Below are 23,500 nucleotides of genomic sequence, written 5' to 3' on the forward strand. Positions count from 1 at the left end.
CCTAGTTACGTAAAGGTTTTCCTTTAACGAGCATGTGCTGCATGCGTGCCTGAGATTTGACTTCCCCTACAAGACTTAAAAAGGCTTCTCTTTCAAGCTCTAATAAGTATTGTTCATCCACCTCTGTACCAAATGGCAATTTGCCGCCAGAAATGACATGCGCTAGTTTTTTCGCAATGGTCATGTCATGGTCTGAAATGTATCCAGACAATCTCATATTTTCAGCAGCCAGCACCATTGCTGCGTAGCCTGTTTCCCCCATCACGGGCACCTTTTGCTTCAGCGGTGCACGATAACCCGCTTCATCAAGAGAAAGAACGAGTTGTTTCGCATCATGGATTAAATGATCACCATTCATGCTGATCCGGTCATTCACTCGAAGCATCTTCATATCACGCGCTTCCTCTGCTGATGTAGATACCTTTGCCATCGCAATGGCTTCAAAGGTTTGTAGCGCAGCATCTTGGATCGCAGTTGCTGATGGCTTTTCCGCTCCTTGCAGATGGCGAATATAGAGTTCTTTGTTTCCGCCTCCGCCCGGTATGAGTCCGACCCCCGCTTCGACAAGTCCCATATACGTTTCACTGGACGCTTGGATAGCGGCTGCTGGTAGACAAAGCTCCGTCCCTCCGCCAAGTGTCATACCAAATGGTGCAGCCACAACTGGACGGTCACTATACTTCACCTTCATCATCGCCTGCTGGAACCTGCGAATGACAAAATCAATTTCAAAGAAGTTGTCGTCCTGTGCTTCCATTAAAATTAAGGCGAGATTCGCACCAACACAGAAGTTCTTTCCTTGGTTACCGATGACCAGCCCTTTATAATTCTTTTCCGTTTCATCTACAGCACGGTTGATCATATCAATGACATCAAGCCCAATGGCATTACTTTTCGAATGAAATTCAAGCAAGGCAACATCATCCCCGATATCGATCAAGCTTGCACCTGTATTTTTAAAAATGACATCGTGTTTCTTTTTCAATCTAGCTAACGAAATATTCTTGTCGTTTCCCTTTTCCTGTTCATAAGCACCATTCTGATAAAATGCACGGTCTCCTTCGGCATTTTCTTGATAGAACTTGTCATGTCCTTCTGAAAGCATATCTTGCACCCATGTCGGGATGCTGTGCCCTTCCGCTTCCATTCGACTGACGGCTTTTTTCACACCAATCGCATCCCACAGCTCGAACGGGCCATGCTGCCAGCCAAATCCCCATTTCATGGCGTTATCGATGGACTGAATATCATCCGCAATGTCGCCTTTTAGATGAGCTGAATAAAGAAGAACAGGTGCGGTCATATTCCAAAGCAATTGCCCAGCACGGCCGTCTTGATAAATAAGCGCTTTCAATTTCGCTTTTGTCCCCTTTTGCTGCTTGGCAATGTCAATACCCGGATCCTTTAGCTTTGTCCGTTCTCCGTATGTGAGTGTGACAGGATCAAGCTCTAAAATGGTCTTCCCATTTTTTTGATAAAACCCTTGCCCTGCCTTGCTGCCGATCCACCCTTTTTCAAGCATTCTTTCCATAAACTCAGGCAGCTGAAAAATATCTTTTTCCTTTCCTTCTACCTGTTCATACACATTGCGGGCTACATGAGAAAATGTGTCGAGCCCCACCACATCAAGTGTGCGGAAGGTCGCACTTTTCGGTCTGCCAATAAGAGGACCTGTGACAGAATCGACCTCTCCGATCGTGTATTTGTTCTCAAGCATTTCACGCACTGTGACAAGAAGCCCATAAGTGCCAATGCGGTTGGCAATAAAGTTCGGTGTATCTTTTGCTTCGACCACACCCTTGCCAAGTACATCTTCACCAAATGTTTTCATATATGAGAGTACTTCTGGATCTGTTTCTTGAATAGGAATTACTTCTAAAAGCTTTAAATAACGAGCTGGGTTAAAAAAATGAGTGCCTAAAAAGTGGCGTTTAAAATCAACTGATCGGCCTTCTGCCATTTTTTCAACAGAAATACCGGATGTATTGCTGGATACGATGCTGCCTTCTTTGCGGTGTTCGTCGATGAGAGAGAATACGTGTTGTTTAATGCTGAGCTTTTCAGTGACGACTTCAATGATCCAGTCAGCATCGTGTAATAAGGAAAGGTGATCTGTGAGATTTCCGGGTGTGATGTATGATAGGTTTTTGGCTGAAGTAAGAGGTGCTGGCTTTTGCTTTAACAATTTTTTCATTGCGTCTTGGCTTAATCTATTTCGAACACTAGGGTGATCAAGCGTTAGCTTTTTTGCCGTTTCTTCCTTTGTCAGTTCATTTGGCACAATATCTAGCAATGTTACTGGTATCCCGATATTGGCTAGATGTGCAGCAATGCCTGAGCCCATGACACCTGAACCAATGACAGCCGCCTTGCGAATATGTTTGCCCATAAATATCCCCCTAAACATTTTGAATGAACAGTCATTCATTTTTTGTCCAAAAAAAAGCAATGCCTCTTTCTTTATCTTAAAAGATTTTCCGAAACAGTTCAATAGCAGATTTCAAAAATTTACACATTCTCATGCGCCTTTCTTTACAGCGTATGAATTAAAGACGAGGGGGAATTGTAAGAATGGAGGTGATGTCCACATGTCTCGTTTGCAAAAGAACCCATCAAAAGCAGGCGTAAGTGCTGCAAGTGTGAAAGGAAACGCAGGTCCATCACAAGAAGCAGACCTAGGTGGTAAAAAGACCAGTCAAAATCAGCAATATAAAAAGAAATCGTAAGGAGGAACACATCTTGAACAACCAGCAAATGAATATGCCCCCACAGGTGATTTCAGTAAAAGATTCCTTGTACCTAGAGGATATGCTGAACTGGAATTTGATCGCCATTAAAAAGGCTCATTTTATGGCCGAGCATTGTCAGGATCAAACATTGAAACAAGAACTCAATCAAGTTGGCCAAATGCATCATCAGCATTACACACAAATTCTTCAGCATTTAGGCAGCTCAGGGCAAGGCCAGTCTTCTGGCTTTATGCAATAGGAGGTAACAGACATGGAACAGCAAAACCAACAAAAAATCGGGAATCCACAAACGCCGGTTCCAACCACTACGAACATGAACGATCGCGACTTTGTCACAGACCTGTTGTCGACTGAAAAATATATGACAAACGGATATAACACAGCGCTCAATGAATTCAGCCATGAATCTCTTTACCAAGATATTCAGCGAATTGCGCTAGAAACACAAAAAACGCAAAGACATTTATATGATGTCATGTTCAAATATGGCTGGTACTCTGTCGAAGCTGCTGACCAGCAGAAGCTTCAGCAAGCACATCAGAAGTTCCAGCAAACACTGACAGATCAATCACCGTACGGATCATCACCCATGTCATAAAGAAAAACTGCCAGCTCGTACTGGCAGTTTTTTAACGGTCTTTATTGGCACGATGAGCTTCATTTAATTGCTTGATCCGCTGAATCGTTTCTTTGATGTCTTCTTTTGCCTCTGGATACGTGTCATTAAAATGCTTGGCTAAAGGCGGCATGCTTTTGGCAATATGAGAATAGATGATCCACTGCGAGACATCTCTTTTCAGTTCCTCATTCGTTTCACCAAGCAGCAGCTCTGTATATTTATCAAGCAGGCCTTCGAGCTTTTCATCTAATTCATTTCCCATTTGTATTCCGCTCCTTTTTTCAGAAAAAAGCCTGACTCTGCGTGTAACAGATGTCAGGCTTTTCACATACGATTATCTTGCAGCAAGAAATGTCTCAGCTTGTGCCTGTTGGACAATACAGCGTCCTCTGCCGTGCGGAATACATAACGGTGTTCCGAATAAAGGATCTGTTGTTACTTGGCAGTTCATATCAAAGACATTTTTCACAAGATCACAGTTAATGACAGTTTCCGGTCTTCCTTCTGCATAAATCGACTTGTCTTTAATGGCCACAAGGTGATGCGCATATCTGCAAGCGAGATTGAGGTCATGCAGAACCATGACAATCGTGCGCTGCTCTTTTTCATTTAAATCAAAAAGAAGATCCAGGATTTCAATTTGGTGCGTCATGTCTAAATACGTTGTTGGCTCATCTAATAGAATAATATCCGTCTCCTGAGCCAATGTCATCGCAATCCATGCACGCTGCCTTTGTCCACCTGATAATGAATCAACCGTTCGATCAGCAAGGTCTTCCATCTTCGTTGATTTCAGTGCGCGATTTACCGCTTCTTCATCTTGCTTTGACCATTGCTTCAGCCAATTTTGATAAGGATATCGCCCTTGCTTGACGAGTTGATGTACCGTTAATCCTTCTGGCGCTTCCGGTCCTTGCGGAAGAATGGCGAGCTGTTTCGCCACTTCCTTTGTTGGTAATTTGGCAATGGAATGACCTTCAAGCAGGACAGAACCACCCATTGGCTTCATGAGACGGGCCAAAGAGCGAAGTAGCGTGGATTTACCGCATCCATTGCTGCCAATAAATACTGTGATTTCACCCTTAGGGATTGACACATTTAGTTCGTCTATGATCATTGTTTCTCCGTAACCTAAGCTTAAACCTTCAGTAGAAATGGCACTCATTCCGCTCAAACGCTCCTTTTCTCATCCAAATTTTTTATATTGAATATCGTCTATGTAGACGTCAAAGATCACTTATCTCAATTTAGTGTATCAGATTTAAGTGATCTTGAAAATCATTTTCAATTAAAAAATGAGAAAGTCTCGTTTACTTTTTCTTTTCGAATGCACGTTTTGTCCCATCTTCGAGCTTGATATCGACTCGTATCCGCTGATAATCATCATCTAAATTAAAAGCAGATAATAACTCATTGACATATGTTTCATTCAGCTTTGCACTAGGAATCGACATATCATTGAGCTTCATTTTCATTTCACGTAAAGCTTCTTCCCCTTCATAGCGGACACCATTCATATGATCTCGAATCAGTGCTTCTTCTCTTCCACCAGCTTGACGATAGGTAGCTTCATATAATTCGCTTTTTTGTCCATATTGTACGTGCAATTGCAAATGCTGAAATGGCAATTCCTTCATTTGAACAGCTGACAGACTTTCAGCTTCTGCTTCATGTGGATGTTGTATTGGTTCGATTGAACGACAGCCAGACAGCATAAAGAACAGCACTCCTAGCAGTCCCGCCTTCTTCCAGCACATCATGTGTTTCCTCCTATTTCATAGCATCGTTTTTTATTCTTCTCCAAGCCCCTTTTGGTTATTCAATAAAACAGCAGACTATGGTAGATTAAAACAAAAAGGAGAACCGGAAGATGAATAAAACAGCCATTGTGACTGGTGCCAACAGCGGTTTCGGAAAGCTCATCACACTGCGTCTCGCTCAGCAAGGGTACACTGTGATTGCTGGCGTAAGACAGGAAACCAATGCGAAAAAGCTTGCCGAAGAAGTAAAGAACGCCGCTTTATCCGAATCAATACATATTGAAGCATTAGATGTGACAGATACACAGTCCATTCAAGCATTTCAAAAAAGGCTTAATGCCTATGCTCCCATTCACCTGCTTGTGAACAATGCGGGAACGGCCTATGCTGGTTTTGCTGAAGAAGTGCCTGTTGACCAGTACCGTGAGCAATTTGAAGTCAATGTCTTTGGTGTGATGGAAATGACACAAGCAGTCCTTCCGTTGATGACGAGCGGTGCAAAAATATTGAATATGAGCAGTATCAGCGGACTCATGGGAATGCCCGCACTCTCTCCATATGTATCGTCAAAGTTTGCACTAGAGGGCTATACAGAGAGTTTGCGAATTGAGCTGGCTGCGTTTGGTATTCAGGCCGCTTTGATTGAGCCGGGTTCTTTCCAAACGAACATTTGGAACACCTCCATGAATGAGCAAATGACACCACCATCAGCAGGTTCTAAATACACAACTATTTATCAAAACATGATGTCCTATATAGAGACGCAAAAAAACAACTATGGAGATCCAGGCGAAGTTGCAGAGCTTGTGGTTTCGCTTGCAGAGAAGAAGCGACTAAAGAAGCTAAGGTATCTTGTGGGGAAAGGTGTTCGGCTTTCATTCATAGCAAAGCAGCTCTTGCCTTGGAATGTATGGGAAAACATTATTTTACGGACACTATCCTCAAAAAAATAGGCACAAAAAAACAGGTGGATCGCTTATCCACCTGTCAGCGTGTAGACAAACCTTCGCATTCTTTGTCAGTCCTGCGTGCTGGTGCTCACGAATGTCAAATTCGCTCCGCGCCAGTACTCGTCCTTCCTAGACTTCAAAGGTTTTCTATCACGCTGAAAAAAAGAAGACAAAGGGCTAAAATCAAGTTCATTTTAGCCCTTTGTCAACAATCTAACAGGTGGATCTTTTATCCACCTGTTTTCTTTTATTCGTTATCAGACTGCCCAAGGGTAATATCAAGATTTTTATTCTTTCCATCACGAATGACAGTCATTGTCGTTTTATCGCCAATTTTTGTTTCTTTATAAAGGATTTCTTTCAGCTGTGAGCTGTTCGCTACATCTTTTCCTTTGAACTTGATGATGACATCTCCAGACTTCAAGCCTGCTTTTTGTGCAGGAGATCCTTTTGAAACATCTTTTACATAGATGCCTTTACCGATTTGTTTATCAAATAGGCCAAGTGTATTTTCCTGATACGTTTCAGGCACTTGCTCAAGGTCAATCATTTGTACGCCAAGGTAAGGACGTTCGACTTTTCCATTTTTCAACAGCTGATCTACGATCGGTTTTACATCGTTACTTGGGATCGCAAATCCGAGTGATTCTACTCCGCTTTCGCTAATTTTCAAGCTGTTGATGCCGATGACTTGACCGTCTGTATTGATCAGCGGACCGCCACTGTTTCCAGGGTTAATGGCTGCATCTGTTTGAAGTACATTCATCTCAACAGTTCCAGATGATGTATTGGCTTCAACGGTACGATCGAGACCACTAATAATCCCTTCTGTTACTGTACCAGAGAACTGCGCACCGAGCGGGTTCCCGATTGCAATGACTTTGTCTCCAGCACGTAGCTTAGAAGAATCTCCAAAACTTGCAACTTTATCAATGCCGTCAGCATTTATTTCCACGACAGCTAAATCTGTCATTACGTCACTGCCGACAAGCTTCGCATCTTTTGTTTTCCCATCGTATAGTGTGACCTTTAATTTATTGGCACCCTCGACTACATGGTTATTGGTGATAATGTATGCTTTTTTTCCATCTTTTTTGAAGATGACACCAGAACCCGTTCCAGCTTCTGCTTCAGTTGAATCACCGCTAAGACCGAACGAGTTTTGTGTAGATTGATAGTTTGAGACCCCTACAATCGTCGGCTCTAAATCTTCTACCATATCAGCAACATTCGTCGCATTGGTGATTTGTTTTGTTGAGAAATTTTCAGATGAAGCCGGTTCGCTTGATGCTGTTTGGGTTTGAGTGTTTGCCGCTGTATCTTGTGACTGCGGTAAAAGCGGTGTAATGCCAAGCACAAGACCGCCACCAATAATCCCTCCAAGAATCGGACTTAGCCATGCAGCCTTTCGTTTTTTCTCCTTTTTAGACGAACGGTCATCAATCACTTGAGGAGACCCATTTGTCACCCTCTCCTGAGAGGCAGATGCTTCGTTTTCATGATGGTGAAAAACGAGTTCTTTCTCTTTTTCTGGTTCTTCTATTTGTTTCTCATTCTCTTGATGTGTGTGTTCTTGATCATTCATTTTTTTCTCTTCATCTTCTCTTCGGAAATCCATCGCTTGCACTCCTTTGCATCATTTTCATGAAATGCTTCATTCATATGTCTAGACAGGACTCATGTCCTCTTAATGGCAATATCATTGAAAAATTCTTTATGACAATATGTCAAATTATATAATACTTATTCATAGAAAAAAAGCAAGGTGTGCACATTGGTGAAAAGCACCTATTCATTAGCCTTTTGTCTATGCCCTTTTTTCCCTTGAGCTTATCATAAACAAACATTATGGGATAATAATGAGAAGAATATGTGAAATTGTGAAAAAAGCGTGTGATTGTTGACATGCCGCCTTTGTATCCCGTTATAATGACGTTGAGAGGATGTGGAAGACTTTGTCGTACACCATTTATTTAGTTGAAGATGAGCAGAATTTAAATGAACTGTTAACCAAATATTTAGAGAGTGAAAATTGGAATGTGTCCTCTTTTTTAACCGGAGAAGCGGCACGCGCGGCCATGAACAAGCCACCGCATCTATGGATTTTAGATATTATGCTGCCTGATACGGACGGCTACACACTCATTAAAGAAATCAAAGCAGCCTCGCCTGACGTACCGGTCATTTTTATTTCGGCACGTGATGCAGATATTGATCGTGTGCTTGGCTTAGAACTCGGGAGCAGTGATTATATTGCGAAACCCTTTCTTCCGCGTGAGCTGATCATCCGCGTGCAAAAGCTGCTGGAGCTTGTATATAAAAATAGTGACACACCGCAGCAAAGCGTCACACCCGTTTCTTCCTATATCATTCATGAGGACGTAAGAGAGGTGTATGAAGGAGATCAGCTGATTAACTTAACGTCTAAGGAATTTGATTTGCTGCTCTTATTTACCCATCATCAAGGACATGCCTTTTCCCGGGAAGATATCCTCGTCAAGATCTGGGGGCACGATTACTTCGGGACAGATCGTGTGGTCGATGATCTTGTCAGACGGCTGCGCAAAAAAATGCCTGACTTAAAAGTCGAGACCATTTATGGATTTGGCTATAGGATGCTAAAAGGATGAAGAACAAACCACTCGCTTTTCAAATTTGGGTTGTCATCTCTGGCATTTTACTCACCATCTCGATTGTCCTGATCATTTTATTTTCAAATACATTACGCAGCTTCTTTACGAATGAAATTTATAAAAACATTGAAAACGAGCAGCAAGTGTTAACAGAATACCCTCTGAATCGAGACGGCTCACCAAAGTCGACACCAGAAAACCGCTCGGTTCAGCACATTCTGATTCCGTCAGATGAATTAAATCAAATGGCTCAGTTTTTCCCGCATGCCTTTATTGAAAAAGTGCAGTCCTTTGTTAAAAAACAAAAAAGCGCAACAAAACGCTATTCTGAAGAAGTGAATGGTCAGCATATCTTTTTTGTGATCAAAAAAGTCTCAACAGGCAATACACAATATATTCTCTTGTCATATGCACCCGATTCTTATCGAGATGACTTGTCCTTTACACTGTTTAAACAGCTGATTTTCATCTTAGGAACGGTTATTTTACTAAGCTGGATTCCATCGATTTGGCTCGCCCGCTACTTATCACGTCCAATCGTCGCGTTTGAAAAGCACGTCAAGCGCATTGCACAAGAAGACTGGGACGATCCTGTGATGGTTGACCGGCAAGATGAAATTGGCAAACTGGGGCATACGATTGAAGAAATGAGACAAAAGCTCATTCAAAAGGATGAAACAGAACGAACGCTTTTGCAAAATATATCACACGACTTAAAAACACCTGTGATGGTCATCCGCGGTTATACGCAGTCTATTAAAGATGGAATTTTCCCTAAAGGAGATCTTGAACAAACGGTGGAAGTGATTGAAGGCGAAGCGGAAAAGCTTGAGAAGAAAATCAAAGATTTGCTGTATTTAACAAAGCTTGATTATTTATCAAAACAACATCCGGCGCATTCTCCCTTCCTTGTGAGTAATACAATGCTGGAAGTGGTTGACCGTTTACGCTGGTCGAAAAATGAATTGCAGTGGAACGTGGACTTAGATGATGAGGCTGCACTTGAAGGCGATCCAGAACAATGGAGCAAATTATTTGAAAATGTATTAGAAAATCAACTTCGCTATGCAAAAAATAAAATTGATATTCATATGAAGCAGGAAGAGGATCAAATTCGCATCGTCATTCGTAATGATGGCCCTCCAATTGAAGAACACATGCTATCCAGCCTATACGAACCTTTTAGTAAGGGAAAAAAGGGCGAATTCGGCATTGGATTAAGCATTGTCAAACGAATTCTTTCAATGCATCAAGCGTCCATATCAATTGAAAATGATGAACTAGGTGTACGCTATACGATCACTGTTCCAAAGAAGAGGCTGTAGGTTTTACACCGCAGTCTTTTTTTAGATGAATGAATACCCATTGAAATCACGGTATGTGGCTTTGATCTTCTTGCCAGCTTGATACATCCATTTCTTTTCAATGGTTGTCTCTTTCGGCATTTTGACTTTTTCTACTTGAATTCCTTTTGCTTTCAAGCGTCTAATCATATCATCAATTTCTCTCATGGAACATCATCCTTTCACATTTTTTGACCGGTTGGTCACCTTACTTTATAATATAAAGAATTACACTGTAAAAAACAAGTTACAATCTGATTAATTTTTGAAAAGTTTTGTCGTTTATGACCGATAAGTCACATCTCTTTGCGCACGTTTCCTAAGACATTTGTCTCTCGGTAAGAAAGGATGACATTCATATTGAAAAAGAAAGAAAAAATGATTATTGAGGCTGGTATGAAGTTATTTGCCAGCAAAGGCTATAATACAACGTCTGTTCAGGAAATTGCAGATGAATGCCACATGTCAAAGGGTGCGTTTTACCTTTATTTCAAATCGAAGGAAGCACTACTTATTTCGATCTTGCATTACTATTACGATAAGGTATTTACCCGGATTCATGAGGTTCAAACAGAGGGCGGCACACCAAAAGAGGCCTACCGGAAACAGCTCACTGTCTATTACGATAATATTTTGCAGCAAAAAGATTTTATTAAAATGCAGCTAAGCGACAGGGCGCTCCCATTGAACGAAGAAACGCAGCAGCTCGCAAAGCAAATTCGACTTGCGACGATTCAGTTGCACATTGATAACATTAAGCAAGTGTATGGAGATGCAGCCATTCCTTATATGGCTGATCTATGTTTAACGATTGAGGGCATGAGTCACGTTTACTTTGAGCTTGCCATTTTATATGATTTTCAGCTCGAAGCAGAGGAGCTTGCCGCAACAATGATTCACCGTATTGATGATCTAATGGGCGGTATGATGAAGCGCAATGACCATCCGCTCATTTCTGTGGACCAAGCAAGCGACTGGTTCGGCCCGATTTATGAACGATCATTTGACCCGCTCACAGAATCTCTATTAAAAGAATTAAGAGAACTGGCAGAAGCACATTATGAAGTGAAAGACGAGCCAGATTTATTTGAAGCGCTTGGCATTTTAGAAAACGAGTTAAACAAACAAAAACCAAGACAAGTCATCGTCAAAGGCATGCTTTATCAATTGAAATTATACACACCGCTTCAGCCGGTCTCCAGCTCCTTATTACGCATTCTAAAAGAAGATCATTTATAAAACCCAGGGCTTGGTTGCCCTGGGTTTTATTGTGACAAACAATCAAACTTCTTTTCTGTGATTTCAGGAAGTTTCCATTAAAAAACCAGAGGCACAGAGGCCTCTGGTGTCTTATTTTGCTTTCGGTGTCACCATTTCTTCTGGTTTCACAAACTCTTCAAACTGCTCTTCTGTTAATAGTTCTAATTGAAGGGCAGCTTCTTTTAGCGTTAATCCTTCTTTGTGCGCAAGCTTCGCAATTTTCGCTGCATTTTCATATCCGATGTGCGGGTTGAGTGCCGTCACAAGCATCAATGAATTGTTTAGGTTTTTCTCGATTGTTTCTAGGTTTGGTTCAATTCCAATGGCACACTTGTCATGGAATGAGTTCATACCGTCAGCTAGCAATTCAACTGACTGCAAGAAGTTATAGATGATGACCGGCTTAAATACGTTCAGCTCGAAGTTTCCTTGGCTTGCGGCAAAACCGATTGTTGCATCATTCCCCATGATTTGTGCGGCAATCATTGTTAAAGCTTCACTTTGAGTTGGGTTGACTTTTCCTGGCATAATGGAGCTGCCTGGCTCGTTTTCAGGAATGATCAATTCACCAATTCCGCAGCGAGGACCACTTGCAAGCCATCTCACATCATTGGCAATTTTCATTAAGTCAGCTGCAAGAGCTTTAAGCGCTCCGTGTGCATATGTGATTTCATCATGGCTTGTCAGCGCATGGAATTTGTTTGGTGAAGAATTGAACGTTTGACCTGTTAACTGGCTGATTTCTTCTGCCACGTATTTACCAAACTCAGGATGTGCGTTAATTCCCGTACCAACAGCTGTTCCGCCAATGGCAAGTTCTCTCATTTTTTCAGTAGATTCTAAAATCATTTCTTTTGAACGATCAAGCATGTACACCCAGCCGCTAATCTCTTGGCCCACTGTAAGAGGTGTTGCATCTTGCAAATGCGTACGGCCAATTTTCACGATCTCTTGGTATGCTTTTGCTTTCTCATCAAGCGTCGCTCTTAACTGGTCAATCGCAGGCAATAGCTTTTTGTACACAGCTAAAACAGCTGCAACGTGCATAGCCGTTGGGAATGTATCATTTGAGCTTTGGCTGCGGTTGACATCGTCATTCGGGTGAATGCTGAATTCACTATTTTTATCTTTCAAGTAAGCAGTTGCTCTATTTGCAACGACTTCGTTCATGTTCATGTTACTTTGTGTTCCACTTCCTGTTTGCCATACAACAAGTGGGAAATGCTCGTCATATTTTCCACTGATGATGTCATCACATACAGCAGCAATCGCTTCTGCTTTTTCACTTTCTAAGTTGCCTAGACGTTCGTTCGCAATCGCTGTGCTACGTTTCAAAATTGCAAACGCATTCACAACTTCCTTTGGCATTTTCTCAGAACCGATTTTGAAATTTTCTTTGCTTCGTTGTGTTTGTGCACCCCAGAACTTGTCCTGTGGCACCTTGATTTCGCCCATTGTATCTTTTTCGATTCTAAATTCTGTCATTATGTATCCCTCCATAGCTTCATCACTCAACTCTATTCTATACAAAAAACGAAAATCCTTTAAGCGTTTTCAATTAAAATTTTATCTTTATTTTAATTTTAGTTCAATATAAACACGAACATCTTTGGAATATTTGTATTTCGGATTTGTTTTTCCGTAATCTTTTGACGTATAGGTCACCTCATAATGCTTGTCAAACGACTGTAGAATACGGTCGATCTCCTCTTTTGTTCCTGCTAAACGAATTTGCGCCATCTTCTTTCCTCCAACACCGTGATTCTTTCATATATCACAAAATAATGTAACACAGAATATTGTTTTTTCAAGCAGGTAATGCTAAGAAAAAGAAATTGAGGCGGGTGATCCATTTGAATCAAACTCCATTGAAAGAGCACTTATACGATAATCTCTCTGTCATTCTCCCTCAGTTAAAGGACATGGATGATTTGATCCATGATAAAAAAACATTACCTCATGGTCAGGTTGTTTATTATTTATATATTAAAGAAATGAACGAAACGATGCAGATTCAAACTTTCTTAAAGCTGCTTCTTCAAGATCATTCTTCTCTGACAAAAGAGAAGCTAGAATCCAATTTATCGATGATGACTACCCGTACGGTGAAAACCTCTGAAGAACTAGTAGATGCTATTTTCCAAGGACATTGTGTCGTACTGATTAACGGATTTCAGCATGCTTATATTTTAGAAACACACGGAACGAAGAAACGTAATTTAGGAGATGCTACATCTGAAACCATCGTAAGAGGACCAAAAATTGGTTTCATTGAAGATATCAACACGAACTTAGCTCTCGTCAGACAGCGTTTGAAAAACCCTGATCTCAAAACAGTAGATATGAAAATCGGCGAAAAGAAATACACCCAAGTATCGATCATGTACATTGATGGTATCGTTGAGCCCTCTGTTTTAAAAGAGGTAAAAAAGCGTCTCAAACAAGTCACCATAGATGATATTCAAGACTCAGGCGTTCTTGAGGAGCTGATTGAAGACAATGTGTATTCTCCTTTTCCGCAAATTCAAAACACAGAACGGCCTGATAAAGTGGCATCTGCTTTAAACAATGGACGCGTCGCCATCTTTGTTGATCATTCGCCTTTTATCTTAATTGTGCCTGCTTCTCTCGCGACGATTATGCAATCACCTGATGATTATTATGAAAGATGGATCGCTGCCTCTCTGATTCGTTTGCTGCGTTTTACGTCCATCTTTCTCACATTGTTTTTATCAGCCATTTATATTGCCCTTGTGTCCTTCCATCAAGGTCTTTTGCCCACAACTTTAGCTATTTCCATCTCAAGCACACGAGAGAATGTCCCCTTTCCTCCTATTGTGGAAGCACTCATCATGGAAATGACCATTGAGCTGCTGCGGGAAGCTGGGTTAAGACTGCCTAATCCACTTGGACAAACAATCGGACTTGTGGGCGGTGTTGTCATTGGGCAGGCAGCCGTACAAGCCCATATCGTCAGCTCCATTATGGTCATTATTGTCAGCGTCATTGCACTTGCATCCTTTACCTTTCCTCAATATGGAATGGGGATATCATTTCGTGTCCTTCGCTTTGTGTCCATGTTTGCTGCAGCTGCATTCGGTTTATATGGACTTGTCCTGTTTATGCTCGTCTTACTCACTCATTTGACAAGACAAAAAAGCTTTGGCACCCCATATTTTTCACCAGATTTTGTGTTCAGCTATAAAAATGAGGACAATTCCATCATCAGATTGCCTTTGAAAAATCAAAAGAAAGGGGAACAACATGGTCAATCATAAAGAGTCGATCACAAGCTATCAGGCAAGTGCCATTATCGCCAATACCACACTAGGCGCAAGTATGATGATTCTGCCAAGATCAATGGCTCAAGCGGCGCCTACACCTGACGGCTGGATTGCACTCTTACTCATGAGTGTGATATACATTGTGTTCATTTTTGTCAATGTGCTCATGATGAAAAAGGTCTCCTTTTCTTCCTACTATGACTATACAAAAGAAGGACTTGGAAAATGGATTGGCTCACTTGCCAACCTGTTGATTATTATTTACTTTCTCGGCGTTGCCAGCTATGAAGTACGAGCTATGTCTGAGATGGTGAAATTCTTTCTACTTCAAAACACACCTGTAGCCGTGACGATGATTAGCTTTATTTTGGTTGGTTTTTACCTTGTGATTGGGGGGATTGGTGATTTTGCCCGGCTGTGCCCTTTTTTTCTGATTGTCACACTCATCATCTTATTTGTAGCCTACGGACTTAGTGTACAAGAGTTTAAGCTCGATAACCTACGGCCAGTTTTAGGAGAGGGCATTTCCCCTGTTTTCAATTCCTTGAATGCTTCGGCCATTTCGTTTGTCGGCATTGAAATGATGCTTTTCATGCCTGCCTATATGAATACGCAAAAACACACTTTTGCATATGGCTCCATCGGCTTTTTGATTCCTGCGATCATCTATATTTTCACCTATATTCTTGTGGTTGGTGCGCTCACGGTGAAAGAAACGGCGACTCTGACGTGGCCGACCATTGCCTTATTTCAATCATTTGATATTCAGGGGATTTTTATTGAACGGATTGAATCCTTTTTGCTGATTGTTTGGCTTGTCCAGCTTTATACGAGCTTTGTAGGATATACGTTTTTTGCTACGATAGGAGTCATCAAATTGACTAAATTCCCTAAAAAAATCGCGCTCGCCTTGATGGGCATTGTGATCTTCTTTGCCGCTCTTTTCCCAAAAGATGTTGATACGGTCCGAGACTATTTAACCTACGTAAACAACTTGTTCTTTCTTCTATTTGGTATACTCCCGTTTCTTTTATTTATCATCGTATTTTTCAAAAGGAGGCGGAAAACAGCATGAAAAAGAAAGCGGTTCTTGCGCTCTTCTCACTGATTCTATTATGCGGGTGCTGGGATAGTACAAATATCGAGGAGCTCAACATGGCAATTGGATTTGCTGTAGATAAAGGAGATGACGGACATAAATTGAAGCTGTCTATGCAGGTGCTCGTTCCGCAAAAAATTGAGCAAGAATCAAGCGTGAAAGATCCGACGAAGATTATTGAGACAAGCGGTGATTCCATACACCAAATTTTTCGTACGACGGCCCTAAAAACACACCGCATTTTTGCTCAGCAGCTGAGGGTTTATTTGTTTTCTCAAGACCTTATCAATGAAAATAATTTCGATTTGGTCATCAATCAATTCATTCGGGACAATGAAACACGAAGAGGAAGCCTTGTCTTTATGGCCTCTGAGAAGCCTGGAGATATGCTGAAAATCAATGACGACGGCCAGCCTGCCGCTTCCACCTTATACGATATTTCTTCGAATACAAAAACGACCATTCGTATGTTCAAGCCCGTTTCCTTAGGAGATATTTCTTCTGCTATGCAAAACAACGTATCCTTTGCCATTCCGAAAGTCAGTGTCAGTCAGGGCAAATTAATGCTGGATGGTGCCTCGATTATTCAGAACAAACGATTTCTCACCAACATCTCTCCTTTAGCGGTGCAGTCCTACAACCTGCTGACTGGAGATGCAACAGGCGGAGTGATTGAATTCCAATATGAACATAGCATTTATTCTTTTGAGATCTTTAAAATCAAACACAACATTGACACCCATAAAACAGCCAGTGGCAAATATGAATTTGATGTGTCAGTGGAGCTTGATGGCAGAATGTCTGAGGATTGGAATGAACGGGAAAATTCATTTAATGAAAAATACCTCCAAGAAATTGAGAAAGTTGTGGCACATCGACTGGAGGAGAATGTGAAAGATTTTATCGGGGAATTACAGCATGAAATCAAAGCAGATATTTGTGGGTTTTATCAAAAAGCAAGCATTGCATATCCGAAAGACTATCGAAAAGAAGCAAAACATTGGGATGCCATTTTTAGTGAATCGGATATTCGTTACAAGGTAAATGTGAAAATCCGTGACTTCGGGACTAAGGGCGCAACACAATCCTTATAGAGTATGTTAAAATGGTAAGAAAAAAAGGGTGTCAATCATGAAACGAGCTTTACTTTCGGCCGGCATTCTATTTTTGATTCTAGGAATACTTCTATTAGTCGTGGTATTCATGCAATCAAAAGAAGATTTCTTCATTGAAGCCGACAGCTTTTCAAGCACATTTTTGATCGTGATTTATTATGGACAAACCCCTGCGCTCCTTCTGATTGGAGGCGGTTTATTTGTTGGACTTTCACAGATCATTGATTTGCAAGAGAAAAAAGCGGCAGTGGCAAAGGAAAGCGTCAAGCTGCTTTCCGAGATGAAGAAAACCCTGGAAGACAAATCGGCCGAGGAGCAGGAGGCTTTTCCAGTTCCTGAGCTCCATCAACTATCCGAACGTCCAATCACAGGACAGAAGGACTAAATTTGCGCATGTTCCAGCAGCTTTCATTTGAAAGCTGTTTTTTTATTGAATCAGCTTATGGCGATGTGCATACACGGCTGCTTGTGTGCGGTCTTCTACATCAAGCTTGGAAAGAATGTTGGTAATATGCGTCTTGACTGTTTTGATGGTAATAAACAATTCCTCAGCAATGACCTTATTCGATTTTCCATCGGCAATCAGCTTTAATATTTCCATTTCTCTTGCGGTTAACGAATCGTGCAGAATGGACCCATTTGATGAATGGCGGAGTTTGTTCATGACCTTCCCAGCTACTTTTGATTCAAGTCTTGGTTCGCCGATACTCGCAGACCTGATGGCATCAGCGATTTCTCCTGCTTTCGATGTTTTTAAAAGATAGCTTAAAGCACCAGCCTCAATCACTGGATACACTTTATCATCATCAATAAAGCTCGTCAGTACAATAATCCGGGCATCCTCTATTTCCTGACAAATTCTTTTCGTTGCTTCGATGCCATCCATGCCTTCCATGACAAGGTCCATTAAAATCACGTCTGGCTTTAATTCAACCGCTAGTTCTACACCTTTTTGTCCATCTGACGCTTCACCGATGACTTCAATATCCGCCTGTGCCTCTAAAAAAGCAGCAAGACCCATTCTCACCATTTCGTGATCGTCAATTAAAAGCACTCGAATCATCGAACGTTCTCTCCTTTTCCTTCATCAAAAATGGGAACCTTCACATCAATTTGTGTGCCTTTTCCCTCAAATGACATAATCTCTGCGACACCGCCTACTTCACTTGTTCTTTCTCGTATCGATTCAAGTCCGTAGGAAGCAGTCTTCACATGATCTGTTTGAAAACCAATCCCGTTGTCGATAATTTTCAACTGAACTTGACGATTCCGAATAAGCAGACGTACTGTCACCTTTGTCGCCTTTGCATGCCTAAACACATTGGAAAGGGCTTCTTGCACAATTCGGAACAGATGGTCCTCCACCCCTTTAGACAGCGGAGCATCATCTTCTATTTCCCAATCAATATCAATTGGCTGCTTTGCCTGAAATTCATTGAGTAGCTCAATCAAGCCTTTTTTCAAGTCTTTTCCTTCAAGGGTGATCGGTCTTAAATGCAGAAGGAGTGCACGCATCTCATTTTGTGCATCGCCAGCCATTCGTTCCACAAGACGCATTTGCTTTAAAATCTTTTCATCCTTTTCCTTCATCCCTTCAAGAATCGCAGACGTCATCATCGAAATGGCGAATAGCTGCTGGCTGACTGCATCATGCAGCTCACGCGCTAGACGCTGACGCTCTTCTGAGACAACCGATTTTTTCATTTGAACCTGCCATTCAGCTCGCTCATTTGAGAGCTTTTGTAAGGAGGCTACTTGCCCTTCCACTCGTTTCGCCATTTCATTTAATTGATCTGCCGCCAAACCAATTTCATCATCACCTAGAGAAGGCAGTCTATAGGCAAAATTCCCATTTTCAAACTTCAAAATCGACTCTACAAGCTGATCTAGCCGCTTCTTATGCTGATAGCCAAACACATGCCCCGCTGATACACCAATGGCGAGACTAATAATGAGTAAAATACAAAAAAACGGGATGCCGAACCACCGCGTAGACAGCAAAATCATGGGATCAAGCTGGTAATAAAAAAACATCGGGAGTGTCGTCATGATGACAACACCAAGCGAGATACCGACTGCAAGACGAACAGATTGCCACTGGATGCCTAAATGCAGTTTCCTCATAAGTACCTCACATCCACATCCCCAATCAGGAGAGAAATGGAGATTTTCACTTTTCGCTTGCTTTCGTCATAATCATTTGTCATGACATACACTTTACTGCCGAACCCACTTCTTTTTTCATCAATGATTTTCATATCACCAATCGCGGCCGAAGCACTCACACATACTTCAATATCCTGCGGTACATAAATATCGACATCTCCGATGAGTCCACTAATGACGATCGTACTCTCTTCCTCAGCAATGATTGCCTTTGATAAGTCGATTTTGACATCGCCAATAAAACCTGAAATGGTCAAATCGCTTAATTGAAATGGTTTTTTCATCAGCCTGACTTCACCGATAAAGAAATCATGTTCTTTGCGCGGCTTCGTCTGGCTTTTTGTTTTCTTCTGATCGCCCTCTTTTTCAAGATTGACTTTCAGTGAAGGCTTTCCATCGTCTGATGATTCCTTTTTATCGACATCAAAAACAGGTTTGTTTTTCAATAAACGATAGCCCGCATAGATCAAAAAGGCAGCAAATAAATACCCAGTCAAACTAAACGTGATATTTAGTAGAAACTTCAAGAAAAGAAAGCCTGCAAAAATATAGGAAACCGAACCGAGCCAACGTTTAGATCGAGAGTGCAGCCAATAACCAGCTAGAGCAAAAAACACTGGCCAAAATAGGTCTGCCCCAATCCCAATAATTTTGAGAAAAAGATTAATACCGAAAATCACCACAATGATGCCTAAAATTTGATTTCTAGAAAAACGCAGTTGACTCGCCTCCTTCCTTTTTACGTTTGTTTACCGCAATTTTAAGTTTCCGCTTGTCATCTCAATATCGACTATGTGTGTCCCTTTCCCATGCGTGCCTGTAAAACCTCGGCCTTCACTATCCGCTTGGTCAAAATCATACGAATGATCAATACGTCCACTCGTTTTTTTCACTTGAACTTTGAAATCTCCCTCATCTGGCAAGTTCAATTTCGCACTGCCTGATGTCATGTGAAAGTCGACTGGTGAATCAATTGTATCAAAGCTTGCTGTCAGCCTGCCGCTTGTCATGCCTAATTGCAGCTTTCCTTTTACATCTTGAATATCAGCACGACCAGAAGTGGCACCAATATCACTTTCCTTCGCATCAATATGAGACACTGAAAGTCTGCCAGAAGTCGCTTTGATTTCCACACGATTTGCTGAGAAGTTTTCAGCTGTGAGGTTTCCGCTCGTTGATTTGAGCGTCACATCTTGAAGAGACAGCTTTCCTTCGCCATTTACTTCGCTCACGCCGATTCCACCTGTTATTTTCACATCTTTATGATAATCTGTTGGAATTTTGACTAAGAGTTCTCCTTTTTCAAATGCAGAGAAAAACAAAAATCCTTTATTTTCAGCACGGACTTTGAATGTTCCGCCTGTTTGTTCCGCATACATTTTCCCTTTTCCATTCACAACCATCACAGAAATATCCGAACGATCTTCCGGCTCCACCTTGATGCGAAATCCAGAAAGAGAGATATCTAATTGTTCAACCTCATCCTTTTTCGCTGAAGCTGTTGTGACCGCTTTATCACGAGAAAAGCTCAAATGAAAGAGATCTCCATTTTTGAAAAGCATCCCAATCATCAAAAAAACACCAACAAGTATACAAATTAGACCAATGAACCGTTTCATTTATATCATCCCTTTATCCTTTGACCTTTTTATTATAAGGAAAAGCGAAACAGAAAGAAATCAAATAACGGAAGAAAAATCCTGTTTTTCTTCCGTTTTGACACATTTCCATTAGTTTGCCGGCTGTTTCTCAAGCTGCTTTGATCGTTGAAGCTTTTGCCATTCCTTTTCAACCTCATCAGCGTAATCAAGATGAGCATATGCACCCTGATCAGCAAATTGTGCATAGCTGCCCGCTTTTGTCTCCATTTCCTCTATACGGTTCTCCATGCGTAGAAATTCTTTATAAGCACTTTCACTATCAACTTTATTCATAGATTCATTCATATGCTGCTTTGCCTGTGCGGCATTGGCTCTTGCAATCAGCGCTTGCTTCTTGTCTTTAACATCACGCAGCTTTGTTTCTAGATGCTGCAACTGTTCTTTCAGCTCTTTCAGCTGTTTAAAAGATTGCTGATAGGCATCTTGATATTCATTGTGCTTTTCTTCAAAATACTTCATTTCAGTCAGTGCTTTCCGTGCAAGTTCTTCTTCTCCTGCATGAAACGCCAGCTCCGCCTGTTTCTTTCGCTTATCAGCAAATGCTTCTGTTTCTTCTGCTTTTCTCAAGAAACCTTGCTGAATGGTTTGCTGTTTGATAATCGCATGTTTCGCTTTGGCAATATCGTCCTCCATATCACGAACATATTGATTCAGCATGACACGCGGATTCTCCAATTTATCTAAACCTTCATTGACTGTTGCAACAAACATATCACGTACTCTTCTTAATACCATTTCATATTCCTCCCTTTATTTTTTCTTTAAAAAGTCTTCCCATTCTTGATCAAATGTCGTGTGCATGGGTTCTTCCATGTTCGGTGCCGTGTTTGGCTCCATATATGTTGTTCTGCCGGATGATTCCTTAGCAGATTCACCATTGATCATCTTCCAGCCAAAGTAGAGAAGTACTCCAGCAAATGCGATTCCGAGTAAAAATGGTAGCGACTGTGCGACGAGCAATACACCGATAATAGTGAGTATGACCCCTGTTGTTTTACTGCCTTTATCATATTTTTTGACACCTACATAAATGAGCCACGCCCCAATCAAAGTCGGGATCAGCCCGCCCAATGAACCACCAAAGAAGATGGATAAACCGATAAACATCAGGATTGAACCGATGATGGTTTTACTTGTGATTTTCATCTTCATGCCTCCTTTCTTGCTCCTTGCTTTCACTATAGTCAAAAAAGGAAGCCGGCAAAACGTGTCGTAGATTGATCTTTGGTTGCGACCAGAGTCGTAACATGGCTCAGACTGAACGGTTGAATCTATAGAAAAAGCACTCTTCGACTAGAAGAGTGCTTTTCCTCATTTAGAACGAAACACATCTGCACTTCGTTCATATTCAACATCTGCTTCACCGAGCCGATGATTCACAATACGGGCGACAGCAAATAAATAGTCGGATAGACGGTTCACATATGTGAGCGTAACTGCTGGAATCTCCTCCTGCTTTGCGAGTGTCACAATATGCCGCTCGGCTCTCCTGACGACTGTTCGCGCTACATGTAAGAGGGCAGCACCTTCCTGGCCCCCAGGTAAAATAAATTTAGTCAGCGGCGCGGCTTCTTCTACATACACGTCCATTCGCTTTTCAAGGACTGTGACAGATTCTTCTTTTAACTTGCCTTCTTTCGGTGGTTTCACCGCTGCCAAATCACCGCCGCAGTCAAACAGTTCATGCTGAATGACCATCAGCTCAGATAGAATATCTTGAAACAATTCGCCATGCTGCCTTAAGTTTGCATGGGCTAGTCCAATCAAACTATTCGCCTCATCTAATGTACCGTACGCTTCTACCCTTGCGTCATCTTTATCAGCCCGCCCGCCAATCAAGCCTGTTTGACCTTGATCTCCGGTTTTTGTATAAAGTTTCATTGAGGTTCCCCCTTATCCATTGCTTGTTCCTTTTAGTATACCCTGAAGTGGAAAAGATGTATTTGTTTTATTATGAAACACTTTTATTCAAAATCTCTTCATTTCCACTTTATATGTTGAATGATGAAACATCACATTTTATAATAAATGAAAGCGCTTTTTAATTATGACAGATGGGTGGGATGATAGATGACTTTACAAAACAAAGTAGCAATCATTACAGGTGCAAGCAGAGGGATTGGCCGCGCCATTGCTGAGGCATTTGTCTCTGAAGGAGCTAAAGTGGTGCTGAACGGAACGAATGAAGTGCTATTGCAAGACGTTTGCTCCTCTCTGAATAAAGAAGAGACACGCGCTGTTTCTGTCGCTGGCGATGCTAGTTTACCAGCGACAGCTGCCTCCCTCGTTGAGAAGGCAAAAAACCATTTCGGACAGATTGATATATTGGTCAACAATGCTGGGATCAATTTGCGGAAATCAACAGTCGATACATCTGTTGATGAATGGAAAAGACTAATTGATATTAATTTGACTGGTACGTTTCTCATGTGTCAAGCAGTCATTCCTGACATGATCAAACAGCAAGGCGGGAAGATTGTCAACATGAGTTCAACTACTGGCAAAACCCCTCATCACAATGCATCACCCGCTTACGGCGTTTCAAAGGCAGGTATCAATTACTTAACGATGCATCTTGCCAAAGAATTAGCAGCACATCACATCCATGTAAATGCTGTCTGTCCTGGGCCAATTGAGACAGACATGAGCAAACAGTGGAGTGATGAATACCGTAGATCTGTTTTAGAAAGAATTCCTCTGAAAACAATTGGAACACCGCAGCAAGTCGCAAACGCCGTTACCTTTTTAGCCTCTGATCAGTCAGATTTCATCACAGGGGAAACCATCAATATGAATGGCGGAACGTATATGAACTAAAGAAAGAGCCTCCATTGGAAGGCTCTCAGATTGTTGACAAAGG

Annotated in this window: 27 protein-coding genes; 12 read left to right on the top strand and 15 right to left on the bottom strand. The window is 41.6% G+C overall.

Annotated features, from left to right (window positions below; translation table 11 throughout):
* Nucleotide 1: 1 nt before the first annotated feature.
* Complete coding sequence (locus tag FXF70_RS01065; RefSeq protein WP_148779688.1) at nt 2–2,389, bottom strand: 3-hydroxyacyl-CoA dehydrogenase/enoyl-CoA hydratase family protein; 2,388 nt, start codon at nt 2,387–2,389, stop codon at nt 2–4.
* 199 nt (nt 2,390–2,588) lie between these two features.
* Here FXF70_RS01065 and FXF70_RS01070 point away from each other — a divergent pair, with 199 nt between their 5' ends.
* From FXF70_RS01070 to FXF70_RS01080, 3 genes are read left to right on the top strand one after another with little or no spacing between them, the layout of a single operon-like run.
* Complete coding sequence (locus FXF70_RS01070; RefSeq protein WP_008347049.1) at nt 2,589–2,726, top strand: YuzL family protein; 138 nt, start codon at nt 2,589–2,591, stop codon at nt 2,724–2,726.
* A gap of 10 nt (nt 2,727–2,736) precedes the next feature.
* Nucleotides 2,737–2,988, top strand: coding sequence for a hypothetical protein (locus tag FXF70_RS01075; RefSeq protein ID WP_262368776.1), 252 nt, complete (start codon nt 2,737–2,739; stop codon nt 2,986–2,988).
* A 12-nt stretch (nt 2,989–3,000) separates the two neighbouring features.
* Nucleotides 3,001–3,348, top strand: coding sequence for a spore coat protein (locus FXF70_RS01080; RefSeq protein ID WP_146270489.1), 348 nt, complete (start codon nt 3,001–3,003; stop codon nt 3,346–3,348).
* Between the two features lie 31 nt (nt 3,349–3,379).
* Here the strand turns inward: FXF70_RS01080 and FXF70_RS01085 are convergent, their stop codons facing one another.
* From FXF70_RS01085 to FXF70_RS01095, 3 genes are all read right to left on the bottom strand, one after another.
* Nucleotides 3,380–3,631 carry a YusU family protein gene (locus FXF70_RS01085; RefSeq protein ID WP_017359282.1) on the bottom strand — a complete coding sequence of 84 codons (252 nt, stop codon included), beginning with the start codon at nt 3,629–3,631 and terminating at the stop codon, nt 3,380–3,382.
* A gap of 72 nt (nt 3,632–3,703) precedes the next feature.
* Nucleotides 3,704–4,534: an ABC transporter ATP-binding protein gene (locus FXF70_RS01090; protein WP_008347057.1), complete on the bottom strand. Its 831-nt coding sequence runs from the start codon at nt 4,532–4,534 to the stop codon at nt 3,704–3,706.
* A 145-nt stretch (nt 4,535–4,679) separates the two neighbouring features.
* Nucleotides 4,680–5,126 (bottom strand): YusW family protein, encoded by a 447-nt coding sequence (locus tag FXF70_RS01095; protein ID WP_171465740.1) that lies wholly within the window; start codon nt 5,124–5,126, stop codon nt 4,680–4,682.
* 113 nt (nt 5,127–5,239) lie between these two features.
* Here FXF70_RS01095 and FXF70_RS01100 point away from each other — a divergent pair, with 113 nt between their 5' ends.
* Nucleotides 5,240–6,082, top strand: coding sequence for an oxidoreductase (locus FXF70_RS01100; protein ID WP_148779690.1), 843 nt, complete (start codon nt 5,240–5,242; stop codon nt 6,080–6,082).
* 244 nt (nt 6,083–6,326) lie between these two features.
* Here FXF70_RS01100 and FXF70_RS01110 read toward each other — a convergent pair whose 3' ends face one another.
* Nucleotides 6,327–7,697, bottom strand: coding sequence for a S1C family serine protease (locus FXF70_RS01110; RefSeq protein WP_008347064.1), 1,371 nt, complete (start codon nt 7,695–7,697; stop codon nt 6,327–6,329).
* A 337-nt stretch (nt 7,698–8,034) separates the two neighbouring features.
* Between FXF70_RS01110 and FXF70_RS01115 the strand changes: the two genes are divergently transcribed.
* Complete coding sequence (locus FXF70_RS01115) at nt 8,035–8,709, top strand: response regulator transcription factor (RefSeq protein ID WP_008347066.1); 675 nt, start codon at nt 8,035–8,037, stop codon at nt 8,707–8,709.
* Nucleotides 8,706–10,037, top strand: a complete 1,332-nt coding sequence (locus tag FXF70_RS01120; protein WP_007500323.1) for a HAMP domain-containing sensor histidine kinase — start codon at nt 8,706–8,708, stop codon at nt 10,035–10,037. The genes FXF70_RS01115 and FXF70_RS01120 overlap by 4 nt, the downstream gene beginning before the upstream one ends.
* 21 nt (nt 10,038–10,058) lie before the next feature.
* Here FXF70_RS01120 and spxO read toward each other — a convergent pair whose 3' ends face one another.
* Nucleotides 10,059–10,223: an anti-adapter protein SpxO gene (gene spxO / locus FXF70_RS18990; RefSeq protein ID WP_008347070.1), complete on the bottom strand. Its 165-nt coding sequence runs from the start codon at nt 10,221–10,223 to the stop codon at nt 10,059–10,061.
* Nucleotides 10,224–10,415: 192 nt separating this feature from the next.
* Between spxO and FXF70_RS01125 the strand changes: the two genes are divergently transcribed.
* Complete coding sequence (locus FXF70_RS01125; protein ID WP_046527525.1) at nt 10,416–11,294, top strand: TetR/AcrR family transcriptional regulator; 879 nt, start codon at nt 10,416–10,418, stop codon at nt 11,292–11,294.
* A gap of 111 nt (nt 11,295–11,405) precedes the next feature.
* Here FXF70_RS01125 and fumC read toward each other — a convergent pair whose 3' ends face one another.
* Both fumC and FXF70_RS01135 read right to left on the bottom strand, forming a co-directional pair.
* Nucleotides 11,406–12,800 carry a class II fumarate hydratase gene (gene fumC, locus FXF70_RS01130; RefSeq protein WP_008347076.1) on the bottom strand — a complete coding sequence of 465 codons (1,395 nt, stop codon included), beginning with the start codon at nt 12,798–12,800 and terminating at the stop codon, nt 11,406–11,408.
* A gap of 87 nt (nt 12,801–12,887) precedes the next feature.
* Nucleotides 12,888–13,055, bottom strand: a complete 168-nt coding sequence (locus FXF70_RS01135) for a YvzF family protein (RefSeq protein ID WP_003213147.1) — start codon at nt 13,053–13,055, stop codon at nt 12,888–12,890.
* A gap of 113 nt (nt 13,056–13,168) precedes the next feature.
* Here FXF70_RS01135 and FXF70_RS01140 point away from each other — a divergent pair, with 113 nt between their 5' ends.
* The 4 genes from FXF70_RS01140 to FXF70_RS01155 are packed head-to-tail and all read left to right on the top strand — an operon-like array spanning nt 13,169 to nt 17,198.
* Nucleotides 13,169–14,593, top strand: a complete 1,425-nt coding sequence (locus tag FXF70_RS01140; RefSeq protein WP_148779691.1) for a spore germination protein — start codon at nt 13,169–13,171, stop codon at nt 14,591–14,593.
* Entirely contained in the window at nt 14,580–15,674 is a 1,095-nt protein-coding gene (locus FXF70_RS01145; RefSeq protein WP_008347081.1) for a GerAB/ArcD/ProY family transporter, read from the top strand. Before FXF70_RS01140 ends, FXF70_RS01145 begins: the two co-directional genes overlap by 14 nt.
* Entirely contained in the window at nt 15,671–16,792 is a 1,122-nt protein-coding gene (locus FXF70_RS01150; RefSeq protein ID WP_148779692.1) for a Ger(x)C family spore germination protein, read from the top strand. The genes FXF70_RS01145 and FXF70_RS01150 overlap by 4 nt, the downstream gene beginning before the upstream one ends.
* A 37-nt stretch (nt 16,793–16,829) precedes the next feature.
* Nucleotides 16,830–17,198 (top strand): hypothetical protein, encoded by a 369-nt coding sequence (locus tag FXF70_RS01155; RefSeq protein ID WP_007500307.1) that lies wholly within the window; start codon nt 16,830–16,832, stop codon nt 17,196–17,198.
* Between the two features lie 42 nt (nt 17,199–17,240).
* On the opposite strand, the gene liaR is transcribed toward FXF70_RS01155, so the two are convergent.
* From liaR to FXF70_RS01190, 7 genes are all read right to left on the bottom strand, one after another.
* The gene (liaR, locus tag FXF70_RS01160; RefSeq protein ID WP_007500305.1) at nt 17,241–17,876 is read right to left on the bottom strand and encodes a two-component system response regulator LiaR; all 636 of its coding nucleotides are present in this window, start codon (nt 17,874–17,876) and stop codon (nt 17,241–17,243) included.
* Complete coding sequence (gene liaS / locus FXF70_RS01165) at nt 17,873–18,937, bottom strand: two-component system sensor histidine kinase LiaS (protein ID WP_007500303.1); 1,065 nt, start codon at nt 18,935–18,937, stop codon at nt 17,873–17,875. The genes liaR and liaS overlap by 4 nt, the downstream gene beginning before the upstream one ends.
* A complete protein-coding gene (gene liaF / locus FXF70_RS01170) occupies nt 18,934–19,698 on the bottom strand; it encodes a cell wall-active antibiotics response protein LiaF (protein WP_007500301.1) in 765 nt (254 codons plus the stop codon). The genes liaS and liaF overlap by 4 nt, the downstream gene beginning before the upstream one ends.
* A 30-nt stretch (nt 19,699–19,728) precedes the next feature.
* Nucleotides 19,729–20,598 carry a LiaG family protein gene (gene liaG, locus FXF70_RS01175; RefSeq protein WP_148779693.1) on the bottom strand — a complete coding sequence of 290 codons (870 nt, stop codon included), beginning with the start codon at nt 20,596–20,598 and terminating at the stop codon, nt 19,729–19,731.
* Between the two features lie 111 nt (nt 20,599–20,709).
* Nucleotides 20,710–21,375: a stress responsive protein LiaH gene (liaH, locus tag FXF70_RS01180; RefSeq protein ID WP_148779694.1), complete on the bottom strand. Its 666-nt coding sequence runs from the start codon at nt 21,373–21,375 to the stop codon at nt 20,710–20,712.
* 15 nt (nt 21,376–21,390) lie between these two features.
* Entirely contained in the window at nt 21,391–21,786 is a 396-nt protein-coding gene (locus FXF70_RS01185) for a hypothetical protein (protein ID WP_050826601.1), read from the bottom strand.
* Between the two features lie 165 nt (nt 21,787–21,951).
* Nucleotides 21,952–22,521 carry a cob(I)yrinic acid a,c-diamide adenosyltransferase gene (locus tag FXF70_RS01190; protein ID WP_007500294.1) on the bottom strand — a complete coding sequence of 190 codons (570 nt, stop codon included), beginning with the start codon at nt 22,519–22,521 and terminating at the stop codon, nt 21,952–21,954.
* A gap of 189 nt (nt 22,522–22,710) precedes the next feature.
* Here FXF70_RS01190 and FXF70_RS01195 point away from each other — a divergent pair, with 189 nt between their 5' ends.
* Entirely contained in the window at nt 22,711–23,457 is a 747-nt protein-coding gene (locus FXF70_RS01195) for an SDR family NAD(P)-dependent oxidoreductase (RefSeq protein WP_017368030.1), read from the top strand.
* Nucleotides 23,458–23,500: the final 43 nt, after the last annotated feature.

Source organism: Bacillus sp. Y3 (assembly GCF_008123875.1).
GTDB classification, from domain to species: domain Bacteria; phylum Bacillota; class Bacilli; order Bacillales; family Bacillaceae; genus Bacillus; species Bacillus altitudinis.

Coding starts and splice junctions, on each gene's coding strand:
- FXF70_RS01065 (WP_148779688.1), bottom strand. CDS start 2,389: ATGGGCAAACATATTCGCAAGGCGGCTGTCATTGGTTCAGGTGTCATG.
- FXF70_RS01070 (WP_008347049.1), top strand. CDS start 2,589: ATGTCTCGTTTGCAAAAGAACCCATCAAAAGCAGGCGTAAGTGCTGCA.
- FXF70_RS01080 (WP_146270489.1), top strand. CDS start 3,001: ATGGAACAGCAAAACCAACAAAAAATCGGGAATCCACAAACGCCGGTT.
- FXF70_RS01085 (WP_017359282.1), bottom strand. CDS start 3,631: ATGGGAAATGAATTAGATGAAAAGCTCGAAGGCCTGCTTGATAAATAT.
- FXF70_RS01090 (WP_008347057.1), bottom strand. CDS start 4,534: ATGAGTGCCATTTCTACTGAAGGTTTAAGCTTAGGTTACGGAGAAACA.
- FXF70_RS01095 (WP_171465740.1), bottom strand. CDS start 5,126: ATGTGCTGGAAGAAGGCGGGACTGCTAGGAGTGCTGTTCTTTATGCTG.
- FXF70_RS01100 (WP_148779690.1), top strand. CDS start 5,240: ATGAATAAAACAGCCATTGTGACTGGTGCCAACAGCGGTTTCGGAAAG.
- FXF70_RS01110 (WP_008347064.1), bottom strand. CDS start 7,697: ATGGATTTCCGAAGAGAAGATGAAGAGAAAAAAATGAATGATCAAGAA.
- FXF70_RS01120 (WP_007500323.1), top strand. CDS start 8,706: ATGAAGAACAAACCACTCGCTTTTCAAATTTGGGTTGTCATCTCTGGC.
- spxO (WP_008347070.1), bottom strand. CDS start 10,223: ATGAGAGAAATTGATGATATGATTAGACGCTTGAAAGCAAAAGGAATT.
- fumC (WP_008347076.1), bottom strand. CDS start 12,800: ATGACAGAATTTAGAATCGAAAAAGATACAATGGGCGAAATCAAGGTG.
- FXF70_RS01135 (WP_003213147.1), bottom strand. CDS start 13,055: ATGGCGCAAATTCGTTTAGCAGGAACAAAAGAGGAGATCGACCGTATT.
- FXF70_RS01145 (WP_008347081.1), top strand. CDS start 14,580: ATGGTCAATCATAAAGAGTCGATCACAAGCTATCAGGCAAGTGCCATT.
- FXF70_RS01150 (WP_148779692.1), top strand. CDS start 15,671: ATGAAAAAGAAAGCGGTTCTTGCGCTCTTCTCACTGATTCTATTATGC.
- FXF70_RS01155 (WP_007500307.1), top strand. CDS start 16,830: ATGAAACGAGCTTTACTTTCGGCCGGCATTCTATTTTTGATTCTAGGA.
- liaR (WP_007500305.1), bottom strand. CDS start 17,876: ATGATTCGAGTGCTTTTAATTGACGATCACGAAATGGTGAGAATGGGT.
- liaS (WP_007500303.1), bottom strand. CDS start 18,937: ATGAGGAAACTGCATTTAGGCATCCAGTGGCAATCTGTTCGTCTTGCA.
- liaG (WP_148779693.1), bottom strand. CDS start 20,598: ATGAAACGGTTCATTGGTCTAATTTGTATACTTGTTGGTGTTTTTTTG.
- liaH (WP_148779694.1), bottom strand. CDS start 21,375: ATGGTATTAAGAAGAGTACGTGATATGTTTGTTGCAACAGTCAATGAA.
- FXF70_RS01185 (WP_050826601.1), bottom strand. CDS start 21,786: ATGAAAATCACAAGTAAAACCATCATCGGTTCAATCCTGATGTTTATC.
- FXF70_RS01190 (WP_007500294.1), bottom strand. CDS start 22,521: ATGAAACTTTATACAAAAACCGGAGATCAAGGTCAAACAGGCTTGATT.
- FXF70_RS01195 (WP_017368030.1), top strand. CDS start 22,711: ATGACTTTACAAAACAAAGTAGCAATCATTACAGGTGCAAGCAGAGGG.